Origin of the sequence: Promicromonospora sp. NPDC023987 (assembly GCF_040639055.1) — a bacterium.
Taxonomy (GTDB): domain Bacteria; phylum Actinomycetota; class Actinomycetes; order Actinomycetales; family Cellulomonadaceae; genus Promicromonospora.
This window is the reverse complement of record NZ_JBEZZF010000050.1, coordinates 9,791-22,281: the sequence shown is the minus strand read 5'-3', so window position 1 is coordinate 22,281 and position 12,491 is coordinate 9,791. Positions and strand designations below refer to the sequence as shown.

Sequence of the window (12,491 nt, the reverse complement as noted above, 5' to 3'; positions counted from 1 at the left end):
GGCCCATCGGGGGCTACGGTGTGAATGTGGCCCAGATTGAGACGGAACAGACACTCGCCGAGAAGCTCGGCACGCTCGCCCTGACGCTCGCGGCCGGCTGGGTCGCGCAAAAGGCGGTCAGCATGGTGTGGAAGGGCGTGACCGGCAACGACGCACCCAACAAGCCGGACGACCCAGAGCTGGACCTGGTCCAGGCGACCGTGTTCGCGGCGGTCGCGGCGGGCACGGCGGTGTTCGCGAAGCGCCTGGCGACGAAGGGCGCGTCAAGGGCGGCCCTACGGCTCGCCGCCCGCCGCTCGGCCCGCTGACCGGTCCAGCTCCGGAGCCCGGCTCAGTGCGCCACCTTGCGTGGCCGCCGGGTGAGCAGGGGGTCGTGCCCGCGCGGCCTGCCCACTGGCTCGACACCGTCGAGTGCGCGGTCCAGCGCCGCCTGCGTGACGCCGGCCTGCTCGCTCTCCGCCCGCAGCCCGGTCATCACCTGGTCGGCCGCGAGGCGTAGCGGGATCCCCGCCCGGGTGGCGGCTTCGAGCAGCAGCTGGTCGGCAGTCTCGGCGGTCACCCCGCTGACCGCCATGATCACGCCCTTGGCCTGCTCGATCACGGCCTGGCTCACGAAGGCACGGGTCACCACTGCGGAGGACCGTCGGGCCAGGGCCTCCTTCTGGACCGGCGTGGCATCGACGACGTATCCGACCAGCTCCGGCGGGTGGCTCGGACCACCCCGCAAGCCCTGACCGATGACGACCACCGACCGCGTCCGGCCCTTCCGGTCCACGATCCGGTGTGAGCAGGCGAACGGGCGGCCGAGGCGGAGCGCCTCGGCGGCGGCGCGGACCACCCGGCTCCGGTCGTCCGGATGCTTGCGCGAGCTGAGCGCCTCGAGGCCTGGTTCCACCTCGTGCCGCTTCCACCCGTGCATGGTGTAGATCTCGTCGGACCACCACCAGATGCCCGACGAGAGGTCGACCCGAAAGCGGCCGACCAGCAGGTTGGTACCGAGGCCCAGGGCATGTGCCAGGTCGCCGGCCGAGAAGCTCGGTGGCTGTGTCGCGACATCGCCCCCGGCACCGTCCACAACACTGAGCGCGGGCTGTTTGAAAGAGGACATCTCAACCTCCCAGATCCGATGTGGACTGGGAGCCGCTTCATGACTCCGCGCCATCGATTGTAGAGCGGTTCGCAGGGTTCGACAGCCTGACGAGCCATCCCGCGGTGCCTGCGCACTGCGAGTGCCAGGCCCTCGTGCCAGCCTGAGACGGCCCACAGCGACCGACCACAGGCACCGGAGGTGCACCGTGAGCGAGACTCCCCACGACCTGACGGCGGGGCCGGGCACCGCACGCGGAGGCACGCCGGACGTCCTGGCCCCAGGCCCGCTGCGTGTCGACGTGGCGGTGGTGGGCGCCGGGCTCACCGGCGTGGTGACGGCCCAGTTGCTCACGGACGGCGGAGCGAACGTCGCCGTCCTCCACGCGGGCCCCGCACGAAGCACCACGACCGCCCGCTCGACCGGCAAGCTGTCGGTGCTGCAGGGCACCCGCCTCGCGCAGGTCGCGCGGTACGGGGACGACGTCGTGCGGGACTACCTCGCGGCGGGGTTCGCGGGCCTCGGGTGGCTGCGCCGCACCCTCGAGGACCTCGACGTGCCCGTCGACAACCGCGACGACCTGACCGTGGCGACCGCGCCGGAACAGGTGGCCGACGTCGACGCCGTGCTCGCGATCTGCGCGCGCCAGGGCCTCGCAGGCGTGCAGTGGGAGGAGGACCCGCCCTATCCCGTGCGGTCCTACGGCGCCGTTCGGCTGCCGGGCCAGGGCCAGGTCGACCCGCTGCACATGCTCTCGGCGCTCAGCGCCCGCCTGCGGTCTCGCGGCGTCCCGGTGCACGACGGCGTCCGGGTCCGGCAGGTGCGCCGGCTCAGCTCGGGCGTCGCGCTCCGCACCAACCGTGGCACCGTGCTGGCCGACCGCGTGGTGCTGGCCACCGGCACCCCGCCCGGCCGCCTGGGCGGCCTGTTCCTCCGGCTTGAGGCCGGCCGCAGCCTGCTCACCACCTGGGACGTGGCGGACCCGGGTGCCCTGCCGCCGGGCTTCGCCGAGACCATGTCGATCACGGCGGGTTCGCCCGTGCGCTCGCTGCGCACGGCCGGCGACCTGCTCATGGTGGGCGGCGAGGGCTACACCGTCGGCAGGGAGGCGCACCCCGACCGCCGGCTCGCCACGCTCGACGAGTGGACCCGCACCCACCTCCCCGTCGGTGCGCCCCGGCACGCGTGGGCGGCCCAGGACTACAGCAGCGACACCGGCCTGCCGCTCGTCGGCCCCGCGATACCGGGCGACGACCGGATGCTCGTCGCGACGGGCTACGCCAAGTGGGGGCTCACCAACGCCGCCGCCGCCGGGCTGGCACTCGCCGGCCGCCTGCTCGGCGACCCGGTGGAGTGGGGCCCGACGCTCGAGCCGTGGGCTCGTCCGGCGAGGCCGACGGCCCGCACCGCGGCCACTTTCGGCGAGCAGACCGCTGGCTGGGCCTGTGCCGCGACCCACCCGTCGGGAGGGCGGCCCGGAACGGTGCACGTGTCCAGGATCTGCCCGCACCTCGGCGGCGTCGTGCGGTGGAACGACCAGGAGCAGTCCTGGGACTGCCCCGTGCACGGCTCGCGCTTCGCCGCGGACGGCACCCTGCTCGAAGGACCGGCAACGGAGGACCTGGCACGACGCTGACCAGCGCGAATACCGTGCGGGAGCCGGCTGGGGCGCCGAGCAGCGGTTCGAGATGCGAGTGCTCCTGCCGCCGGAGAACGTAGGAGGACCGGAAGAAGCCCGGTGACGACCATCCGTGGAGGTCACTGTGCGAGTTCTCGGCGTGAATGCCCTCTTTCATGACCCGTCCGCGGCCCTCGTCGTGGACGGTCACGTCCTCGCAGCAGCCGAGGAGGAACGGTTCACCCGGCGCAAGCACGGCAAGCGTCCCCTCCCGTTCGCGGCCTGGGAGCTGCCGGAGCAGTCGATGCGCTGGTGCCTCGACGTCGGCGGCCTGGCCCCCGAGGACCTGGACGCCGTCGCGTACTCGTTCGACCCCGCGCTCGCCAAGCCCGCCGACGAGATGGGACTGCCCGACCCGTGGGACTGGCTGCGGCGCCGGTACGCCGAACGGGCCCCGCAGTTCATCGCCACGGCACTCCCCGGGCTGGACCCGGCCACCGTGCGCTTCGTGCCCCACGAGGTCGCCCACGCCGCATCGGCGGCGCTCGCCTCCCCGTACGGCACGTGCAGCGTCATGTCGCTCGACGGCCGCGGCGAGCGCTCGTCCTACCTCGCGGGCCGGTACACCGACGGGCGGCTGGAGGTGCTCGCGAGCCAGGAGCTGCCGCACTCCCTCGGCCTCGTCTACGAGTCCCTCACCGAGCACCTCGGCTTCCTGCGGTCCAGCGACGAGTACAAGGTGATGGCGCTCGCGTCGTACGGCAGCCCGCGGTTCCTGCCGGAGCTGCGGGAGCTGCTGCGCACCACGCCGGACGGCGGGTTCGTCGCCGAGGCGCCCGACTGGTCGCGGTGGGCGGCGCCGGCCACGCCGGGCGCCATCCAGGAACCGAGCGGCGCGGGCGGCCTGCCCCCCGACCAGGCGGACCTCGCCGCGTCGGTCCAGGCGCGGCTGGAGGAGCTGCTCGTCGAGCTCGCCACGGCGCTGCACGAGCAGACCGGCGACACCGCACTGACCATGGCCGGCGGCACCGCGCTGAACTGCGTGGCCAACTCGCGGCTGTGGCGCGAGACCCCCTTCGAGCACGTCTGGGTCCAGCCGGCCGCCGGCGACTCGGGAACCGCCCTCGGCGCGGCCCTGCAGCTCACGGCGGAAGCCGGGGTACGGACCGCGCCCATGCCCTCGGCCGCCCTTGGCCGCTCCTGGCCGGACGACGAGCTGGCCGAGGCGCTGCGGACGGCGCGCGTACCGTTCACGACGCCCGCCGACCTGCCCGCACAGGTGGCCGACGTGCTGGCCGACGACGGGATGGTGGCCTGGTTCGACGGCCGCTCCGAGTTCGGGCCACGCGCGCTGGGGCAGCGCTCGCTGCTGGCGCACCCCGGTGCGCGCGCCAACACCGAGCGCCTCAACGTGGTCAAGGGCCGTGAGCAGTTCCGGCCGGTCGCGCCGATGGTGCTCCTCGAGGACGCCCCGGAGATCTTCTCGGGCGGCCCGATCCCCAGCCCGTACATGCTGTTCGTCCACGACGTCGCCGCCGCCTGGCGCGACCGGATCCCGGCGACCGTCCACGTGGACGGTACCGCCCGCATCCAGACGGTGGACGACACGCAACCACGGCTCCAGGCGATGCTCCGGGCGTTCCGCGCCCGGACCGGGCTGCCGGTAGTCGTCAACACCAGCCTCAACACCGCGGGCCGACCCATGGTGGACAGCCCCCGTGACGCGCTCGAGCTCTTCGGCTCGGCGCCCGTCGACCTCCTGGTGCTCGGGCCGCACCTGGTCCGGCGAGCGGACCTGTTCGCGGCCGAGCGGACGCCGGGAGGTGCCCCGTGACCCCGTCCTGCTCGATAGTGGTCCCGACCGTCGGTCGCCCGGAGCTGCCCGCGCTGCTCGACTCGCTGCGCACCGCCTGGGCCGGTGGCCCGCGAGCGCCCGAGGTCGTCGTGGTCGACGACCGTCCGTTCCCGGGCTCGGGCCGCGGGCAGAACCCTGCCCTCGACCTCGGGCCCGACCCGGTCCAGGGGGTGCGTGTGCTCAGGACGGGCGGGCGCGGCCCGGCCGCCGCCCGCAACGTGGGCTGGCGCAGCGTGCGGACGGACTGGGTCGCCTTCCTGGACGACGACGTGCTGGTGCCCGAACGCTGGGCCGCCGCACTGGAGCAGGACCTGGCACTGGCCGGGCCCGACGTCGCCGGTGTGCAGGGCAGGATCGTGGTACCGCTGCCGAGGCACCGGCCCCCCACAGACCTCGAGCGCAACACCGCCGGCCTGGAGACCGCCGTGTGGGCGACTGCCGACATGGCCTACCGCCGGTCCGCGCTGCTGGCGGTGCACGGCTTCGACGAGCGCTTCCCTCGGGCGTACCGCGAGGACGCGGACCTGGCCCTGCGCGTGCGCAGGGCGGGCTGGGACCTCGAGCACGGTGTCCGGTTCGTCGAGCACCCCGTCCGGACCGCCGGGACCCTGGCGAGCGTGCGCGCCCAGGCCGGCAACGCGGACGACGCGCTGCTGCGCACGCTCCACGGCCGCGACTGGCGCAGGCTCACCGGAGCCGGCCAGGGCAGGCTGCCCTGGCACGTGGCGACGGTCGCGGCGGGGCTGACGGCGCTCGGGTCCTGCCTGGCCGCTGCCCGACCGACCGGACCGAACGCGCGCGCGGCGCGTGCGAGCGCCGCCCTCGCCGGCTCGGCCTGGGCCGGCCTCACCGCGGCGTTCGCGGCGAAGCGGCTCGCTCCCGGTCCCCGTCCCGGCGACGGCGGCTACGGCCCCGAGCTGTGCCGCATGGCCCTGACCAGCGTGCTCATCCCCTTCGCAGCCGTAGGCCGGCGGCTGCTGGGTACCTGGAGGTGGCGACGGGCACTCGGCGGGAACGTGCCGGCCTGGCCCCCGCCGATCCGTGCCGTCCTGTTCGACCGGGACGGCACGCTCGTCCACGACGTGCCCTACAACGGGGATCCGAGCGCGGTCGAACCGATGCCCGGCGCCCGGCGGCTCCTGGACGGGCTGCGGGCCGACGGCCTGCGGGTCGGGGTCGTCTCCAACCAGTCCGCCATCGGCAGGGGCCTGCTGACCAGCGCACAGGTGGACGCCGTGGACGAGCGGGTCCGCCGGCTGCTGGGCCCGTTCGACACCTGGCAGCGCTGCCCGCACCGGCCGGAGGACGAGTGCGCGTGCCGCAAGCCCGAGCCGGGTCTGGTGCTGCGGGCCGCGGAGGAGCTCCGCATGCTCCCGGCCGAGTGCGCGGTCGTCGGCGACATCGGCTCGGACGTGGGCGCCGCCGTGGCGTCCGGTGCGCGAAGCGTCCTGGTGCCGACCGAGGTGACCAGACGCGAGGAGCTGTCCGCGGCCCCCGTGGTGGCCGCCACTCTCGATGAGGTGGTGACACTGCTATGACCCCCACAAAGCACCGTGTCCGTGTTCTCGCGGTCCGGCTCGACAGCGACGGGGACGTGCTCCTGACCGGCCCCGCCGTGCGCGCGCTGGCCGCGACCTACGACCAGGTGGACCTGCTGGTCTCCGGCGAGGGCCTGCAGGCGGCGGAGCTGTTGCCCGGCGTGACGGAGGTCCTGCGGTTCGACGCGCCGTGGTCCGGGGCGGAGCCGCCCCGGGTCTCCGCCGAGGCCGTTCTCGACCTCGTGGCCGGGCTGATCGCCCGCCGCTATCAGCTCGCGGTCGTCTTCACGTCGTTCCATCAGTCACCGCTTCCCATGGCGCTGCTGGCCCGCCTGGCAGGCATACGCCACCTCGTCGGGGTGAGCGAGGACTACCCCGGGTCGCTGCTCGACGTGCGCCATCGCCGCCCTCCGGGCCTGCACGAGGTGGAGGCAGCCCTCGACCTCGCCGACCAGGCGGGTGCCCGGCTGCCGGCGGGCGACGACGGGCTGCTCGCCGTCCGGCGCCCGCTGCCCGCCGTGCCGGCGCGCGCCGAACACACGCTGGGGGCGGGGGGCGCCTGGCGACAGCGCGCCGTCGTCGTCCACCCGGGGGCCTCCGTGCCCGCCCGGGCGCCACTGCCCGAGGACGCTCGGGCCATGGCCGCGCGGCTGGCGCGCGACGGCTGGGACGTGCTCGTGACCGGCTCCGCCGCGGAACGGGACCTGACCGCCTACGTGGCCGGTGGCCACGCCACCGACCTGGGCGGACGGACCGGCCTGGCCGAGCTCGCCGCCGTCCTCGAGTCGGCGGCGTGCGTGGTGGTCGGCAACACCGGCCCGGCTCACCTGGCCGCGGCCGTCGGTACGCCGGTCGTCAGCCTGTTCGCCCCGGTCGTCCCCGCGGACCGGTGGGTGCCCTACGGGGTACCCCGGCTGGTGCTGGGCGACCAGGGCGCGGTGTGCCGCGGCACCCGGGCCCGCACGTGTCCCGTGCCGGGACACCCGTGCCTCGCGTCGGTCACGCCGGACCAGGTGTCCGACGCCGTCGAGCGGCTCACGCACCTGCCGCCCCGTGCGCCGACCGTCGCCGGGCGGCCCCGCGTCGAAGGGTGGCCGTCATGAGGATCCTGTTGTGGCACGTCCACGGGTCGTGGACCACAGCCTTCGTCCAGGGCGAGCACGAGTACCTGGTCCCGGTGCTGCCCGGCCGGCCGGCCGACGGTCGGGGGCGCGCCCGGACGTGGGACTGGCCGGACTCGGTACGGGAGCTGGGCCCGGGAGAGCTGCGGCGCGTGCTCGACACGGAGGGCGTGGACGCCGTGCTGCTCCAGCGGCCGCACGAGGCAGCGCTCCTGCACGAGTGGACCGGCCGCCGCGCCGGGTACGACGTGCCCGCCGTCTACCTGGAGCACGACGCTCCCGGCGGTCCCGCCGCCGCCACCCGGCACCCCCTGGCCGACGTCGGCGTCGTCGCCGACGGGCGGGTCCCGATCGTGCACGTCACCCAGTTCAACGCCCTCATGTGGGACACCGGCCCGGCCCGCACCGCCGTGATCGAGCACGGCGTCCCTGACCCGGGGCACCGCTACACGGGCGAGCGGGAGCGGGTCGCCGCGGTCGTGAACGAGCCGGTGCGCCGCTGGCGGGCCGCCGGGACCGACGTGCTGCTGCACGTGGCGCACGAGGTCCCCGCCGAGGTGTACGGCATGGGAACGGACCTCCTGGCGGAGCACCTCTCCCCCCTGGGCCCGACGGCGGCGGGGACCGCGGGGCGCCTGTACGACCTGCCGCAGCCGGAGCTGCACTCCCGACTCGCGGGCGCCCGCGCCTACCTGCACCCGTACCGGTGGACGAGTCTCGGGCTCGCCCTGCTGGAGGCCATGGCGCTGGGCCTGCCGGTCCTCGCGCTGCCCGTCACGGCCGCCTACGCCGCGGTCCCGCCAGAGGCCGGGGTGCTCAGCGCCGACCCCGACGAGCTCGCGGCGGTCGCCCGCCGGTGGCTCGCCGACCCGGCAGAGGCCGCCACGTACGGCAAGGCCGCCCGCGAGCACGTCCTGAACCACTACTCCCTCGACGTGTTCCTCAACCGCTGGACCACGCTGCTGACACAGGAGGTGTCCCGTGAAGATCGGCATGATCTCTGAGCACGCCAGCCCGCTCGCCACACTCGGGGAGGCTGACGCCGGTGGGCAGAACGTCCACGTCGCGGCGCTGGCCCGGCGCCTCGCGGCGGACGGCCACACCGTCGACGTGTACACGCGGCGGGACGATCCAGCGCTGCCGGAACGGGTGCCGCTGACGGACGGGGTCGACGTGGTGCACGTGGACGCCGGCCCGCCCGAACGCCTGCCCAAGGACGAGCTCCTGCGCTGGATGCACCAGTTCGGCGACGACCTCGCGGCGCGCTTCACCGAACCCGAGGCGCGGCCGGACGTGCTGCACGCCCACTTCTGGATGTCGGGTCTGGCGGCGCTGCGGGCCACCCGCCGGTCGGACAACGGTCACGTGCCCGCCGTCCCGGTGGTCCAGACCTTCCACGCGCTCGGTTCGGTCAAGCGCCGGTACCAGGGCGCCGCCGACACCAGCCCCACCGCACGGATACCGCTGGAGAAGACCCTGTGCGCGGACGTGGACCTGGTGATCGCCACCTGTCAGGACGAGGTGCGTGAGCTGCGCCGGCTGGGCGCGTCGGACGACCGGGTCCGCGTGGTGCCCTGCGGCGTCGACCTCGGTGTGTTCACGCCGGGCACGGCCCGGGCACGGCAGGCGGACGAGGCCCGGCCCGTGCGCCTGCTCTCGCTGGGCCGGCTCGTGGAGCGCAAGGGTGTCGCGACGATCGTCCAGGCCCTCGCCCGGCTGGGCGACCACGTTCCCGCGGTGGAGCTGCTGGTCGCCGGCGGGCCGCCGCTGCGCGAGCTCGACCGGGATCCGGAGGTACGCCGCCTGCGCGCCGAGGCCGAGCAGCTGGGCGTCGCCGACCAGGTCCGGTTCCTCGGTGCGGTGTCGCACGAGGACGTCCCGGAGCTCCTCCGCAGCGTCGACGTGGTGGCCTGCACTCCCTGGTACGAGCCGTTCGGGATAGTGCCGCTGGAGGCCGCGGCGTGCGGGCTGCCGGTGCTCGCCTCGGCGGTCGGCGGCATGCTCGACACGGTGGTGCACGACCGCACCGGCCTGCTCGTCCCGCCGCGTGACCCCGCCGCCGTCGCCGACGCGCTGCTGCGGTTGTCGGACCGCCGCTTCCGCCTCCGCCTCGGTGCCGCCGCCCGGGTGCGCGCCGAGCGCCAGTACGGCTGGGCCGCAGTGGCCCGGCAGACGGCCGAGGCCTACGCCGAGGTCGTCAGTTCCTCGTCCGCTCGCGGGCCCCTGCCGCAGTGGCCCGTGACGGACGCTCCGCTGGTCTCCGCAGGAGGTACCCGATGAGTTCCGAGCCCGTCCGCCCGTCCGCCCTCCAGCCCGACAGCTCCAGCGGCCGGAGCTGGCTGCGCCAGCACCGCGCCGACCTGACGATCGGCCTCGACCACGTCACCGCCAGCCTCGGCCGGATCGAGGCCTGGGGACAGGACCTCGCCGACCGGCTGCTCGCCGGTCAACGCCTGCTGGTGGCCGGCAATGGCGGCAGTGCCGCCGAGGCCCAGCACCTGACCGCCGAGCTGGTCGGCCGGTTCGAGGGCGAGCGCGTGCCGCTCGCGGCGATCGCCCTGCACGCCGAGACCTCCAGCCTCAGCGCGATCGTCAACGACTACGGCCAGGACGAGATGTTCGCCCGGCAGGTCGCCGCGCACGGCAGGCCCGGCGACGTCCTGCTGTGTCTGTCGACGTCCGGGTCGAGCGCCAACGTGCTCGTCGCGGCGCGGCGTGCCCACGAGCTCGGGCTCACCACCTGGGCCCTCACGGGGCAGGCGCCCAACCCCCTCGCGGCGCTGTGCGACGACGCGCTCACCGTCCCCTCGGAGTCGACGTCGGCGGTGCAGGAGGTCCACCTCGTCGTCGCGCACACGCTGTGCGCGGTGCTCGACACCAGGATCGCCGACCGCACGCGTGTCCGCCGAGCAGGCGCGCGGAAAGCGGGAGCAGAAAAGGCCGGGGCACAGAAGGCGGGGGCGCGCACATGAGCGGGAACGGCTCCGCCGTCGGCGACATCTCGCGCAAGCTGGCCGGCTCGGCTCCCGGCGCCGGCGCCGGCGCCGGCTCGGCCCGACCACGCATCGCCGTCGTCGGGGACCTCCTGCTCGACCGGGACGTCGACGGCTCGGTCACACGGCTCGCGCCGGACGCGCCGGTGCCCGTCGTCGACGTGGCAGAGGTGCGGCAGAGCCCCGGTGGCGCGGGGCTCGCCGCCCTGCTGTGCGCGCAGCAGGCCGACGTCGTCCTTGTCGCCCCCGTCGCCGACGACGCGGCCGGCCAGGAGCTACGTCGTCAGCTCGCGGACCTGACGCTCGTCCCGCTGGGCCATGACGGCCCGACGCGCCGCAAGACGCGCGTCCGGAGCACCGGCCAGGGCCTGGTCCGGGTGGACGACGGCGGGCCGGGCACCCCGGTCGGCGTCGACGCGGCGGCGGTGCGGCGCGTGCGCGACGCCGTCGCCGGTTGCGACGCGCTGCTCGTCGCCGACTACGGCGGCGGGGTGACCCGAGACCCACTCCTGCGGGAGCTGCTCGCCGAGTCGGCGGAGCGCGTGCCGCTCGTCTGGGACCCGCACCCGCGTGGCGGGGAGCCGGTCCCCGGCGCGGCGCTGGTGACGCCGAACGTGGCGGAGGCCGAACGGGCGGCGCGCCGGCTCCCCCAGGCGCCTGCCGCGGCCGACACCGAGGTGCCCGCGGTGGCCGACGTGCTGCGCCGGGCCTGGGACGCACACGCCGTGAGTGTCACGGCCGGGGACCGGGGCGCGTTCGTCGCCTCCCGGCGGGACGACGCCGAGCGCACCGGCGACGGCCCTGGCGTCGTCCGGCACCTGCCCGCGCAGGCCGCGCACGGTCCCGACCCGTGCGGCGCCGGTGACCGGTTCGCCGCGACGGTGGTGGACCGGCTGGCCCGCGGAGACGGTGCCGCCACCGCCGTCCGGGAGGGCGTGGTCGCCGCGAGCGCCTGGGTGGCCGCGGGTGGCGCCGACGGTTTCCGCCGGGGCCGCGAGGCCGCTGGGCAGCCCGCCGAGCGGAGCGGTCCCGAGTCCCTGGCGGAGCTCGGTGCCCGGCTGCGGGCGGCGGGCGGGGTGCTCGTCGCGACGAGCGGCTGCTTCGACCTGCTGCACGCCGGCCACGTCACCATGCTCGACGCCGCACGGCAGCTGGGCGAGCACCTCGTGGTGCTGGTGAACTCCGACCGTTCGGTGCGCCGCCTCAAGGGGCCCGAACGCCCGGTGGTGCCCCTGGCCGACCGGCTCCGCGTCCTGGAGAGCCTCGGTAGCGTCGACGCGGCAGTCGTGCTCGACGCCGACGAGCCGTCGGACGCCGTCGCGGCGCTCCGGCCCGACATCTGGGCCAAGGGCGGCGACTACACCGCGTCGGACCTGCCGGAGGCGACGGTCGTCCGGTCCTACGGCGGGCGCGTCGTGACCCTGCCCTATCTCCCGGGCCGCTCGACCACCGGGCTCTTCGGCCAGGTCCGAGCGTCCGAACCCGTTCCCGCCTCGATCCCACCGACCATGAGGAGGTCATCATGACCGCAGCCACCACCACTACCGGCACTCCGACCGCCGTCCCCGCTCCCGCGAGCTCCCCGCTCGCACCGAGATCGGTCGGCACGGTGTTCGTCACCGGTGGTGCGTCAGGTCTCGGCGCTGCGCTCGTCGACGTGCTGGCCGCCGTCGGCGGCACGCCCGCCGTCGTCGACCTGGCCGAACCGACCGCCGACGTGCCCTTCGCCAGCGCGGACCTCGGGGACCCGAACGCCGCGCAGGCCGCCGTCAGCTCGCTGGTGGACCAGGTGGGCCCACCCGATGCGGTGGTGACCGCCGCCGGGATCGACGCGTGCGGGCCGCTGCTCGACATCGACCCGGAGCACTGGGAGCGCGTGGTGCGCGTCAACCTGTTCGGCACGGTGTCGATGGTCCGGGCAGCTCTGCCGTACCTGGAGGAACGCCACGGCACGGTGGTCACCGTGGCCTCGACGCTCGCGCTGCGCGGTGCCGGCGACGCGACGGCGTACTGCGCGTCGAAGTGGGGCATCCGCGGGTTCACCCAGGCCCTCGCGGCCGAGTACGCGGGCCGGGTAGGCGTCACGTGCCTGATTCCCGGGGGGATGCGGACGCCGTTCTTCGACGGCCGTACCGAGCAGTACAAGCCGGGCCCCGACGCCGACCTCAACGACCCTGCCGCGACGGCCGCCGCCGTGGTGACCGCGCTGACGCAGCCGCCGGGGAGCGAGATCCGGGAGATGCTCGTCATGGCGTCGGGCGAGGCGTCATGGCCGTGAC

The 12,491-nt window shown here is 75.4% G+C and carries 11 protein-coding genes; 10 read left to right on the top strand and 1 reads right to left on the bottom strand.

The annotated features are described in order from the left end of the window. Positions 1-26: 26 nt before the first annotated feature. Positions 27-308 carry a DUF4235 domain-containing protein gene (locus tag AB0F40_RS19675; protein ID WP_357471308.1) on the top strand — a complete coding sequence of 94 codons (282 nt, stop codon included), beginning with the start codon at positions 27-29 and terminating at the stop codon, positions 306-308. 23 nt (positions 309-331) lie between these two features. Here the strand turns inward: AB0F40_RS19675 and AB0F40_RS19670 are convergent, their stop codons facing one another. Continuing rightward, positions 332-1,108 carry a PAS and ANTAR domain-containing protein gene (locus tag AB0F40_RS19670; RefSeq protein ID WP_357471306.1) on the bottom strand — a complete coding sequence of 259 codons (777 nt, stop codon included), beginning with the start codon at positions 1,106-1,108 and terminating at the stop codon, positions 332-334. Positions 1,109-1,295: 187 nt separating this feature from the next. On the opposite strand from AB0F40_RS19670, the gene AB0F40_RS19665 reads away from it, so the two are divergent. The 9 genes from AB0F40_RS19665 (at position 1,296) to AB0F40_RS19625 (ending at position 12,490) form a co-directional block, all read left to right on the top strand. Further along, complete coding sequence (locus AB0F40_RS19665) at positions 1,296-2,723, top strand: FAD-dependent oxidoreductase (RefSeq protein ID WP_357471304.1); 1,428 nt, start codon at positions 1,296-1,298, stop codon at positions 2,721-2,723. A gap of 142 nt (positions 2,724-2,865) precedes the next feature. After that, on the top strand, positions 2,866-4,539 hold the full coding sequence (locus tag AB0F40_RS19660) for a carbamoyltransferase C-terminal domain-containing protein (protein WP_357471302.1): 1,674 nt from the start codon (positions 2,866-2,868) through the stop codon (positions 4,537-4,539). Then, positions 4,536-6,098, top strand: a complete 1,563-nt coding sequence (locus AB0F40_RS19655; protein ID WP_357471300.1) for an HAD-IIIA family hydrolase — start codon at positions 4,536-4,538, stop codon at positions 6,096-6,098. Before AB0F40_RS19660 ends, AB0F40_RS19655 begins: the two co-directional genes overlap by 4 nt. Beyond that, a complete protein-coding gene (locus AB0F40_RS19650) occupies positions 6,095-7,201 on the top strand; it encodes a glycosyltransferase family 9 protein (protein WP_357471297.1) in 1,107 nt (368 codons plus the stop codon). Before AB0F40_RS19655 ends, AB0F40_RS19650 begins: the two co-directional genes overlap by 4 nt. Then, positions 7,198-8,223: a glycosyltransferase family 4 protein gene (locus AB0F40_RS19645; RefSeq protein ID WP_357471294.1), complete on the top strand. Its 1,026-nt coding sequence runs from the start codon at positions 7,198-7,200 to the stop codon at positions 8,221-8,223. Before AB0F40_RS19650 ends, AB0F40_RS19645 begins: the two co-directional genes overlap by 4 nt. Continuing rightward, positions 8,201-9,499: a glycosyltransferase gene (locus AB0F40_RS19640; protein ID WP_357471291.1), complete on the top strand. Its 1,299-nt coding sequence runs from the start codon at positions 8,201-8,203 to the stop codon at positions 9,497-9,499. Before AB0F40_RS19645 ends, AB0F40_RS19640 begins: the two co-directional genes overlap by 23 nt. Next, positions 9,496-10,191, top strand: a complete 696-nt coding sequence (locus AB0F40_RS19635; RefSeq protein WP_357471288.1) for an SIS domain-containing protein — start codon at positions 9,496-9,498, stop codon at positions 10,189-10,191. The genes AB0F40_RS19640 and AB0F40_RS19635 overlap by 4 nt, the downstream gene beginning before the upstream one ends. Further along, entirely contained in the window at positions 10,188-11,738 is a 1,551-nt protein-coding gene (locus AB0F40_RS19630; protein WP_357471285.1) for a PfkB family carbohydrate kinase, read from the top strand. Before AB0F40_RS19635 ends, AB0F40_RS19630 begins: the two co-directional genes overlap by 4 nt. After that, positions 11,735-12,490 carry an SDR family NAD(P)-dependent oxidoreductase gene (locus tag AB0F40_RS19625; RefSeq protein WP_357471282.1) on the top strand — a complete coding sequence of 252 codons (756 nt, stop codon included), beginning with the start codon at positions 11,735-11,737 and terminating at the stop codon, positions 12,488-12,490. Before AB0F40_RS19630 ends, AB0F40_RS19625 begins: the two co-directional genes overlap by 4 nt. The last annotated feature ends 1 nt before the right edge of the window (position 12,491 follow it).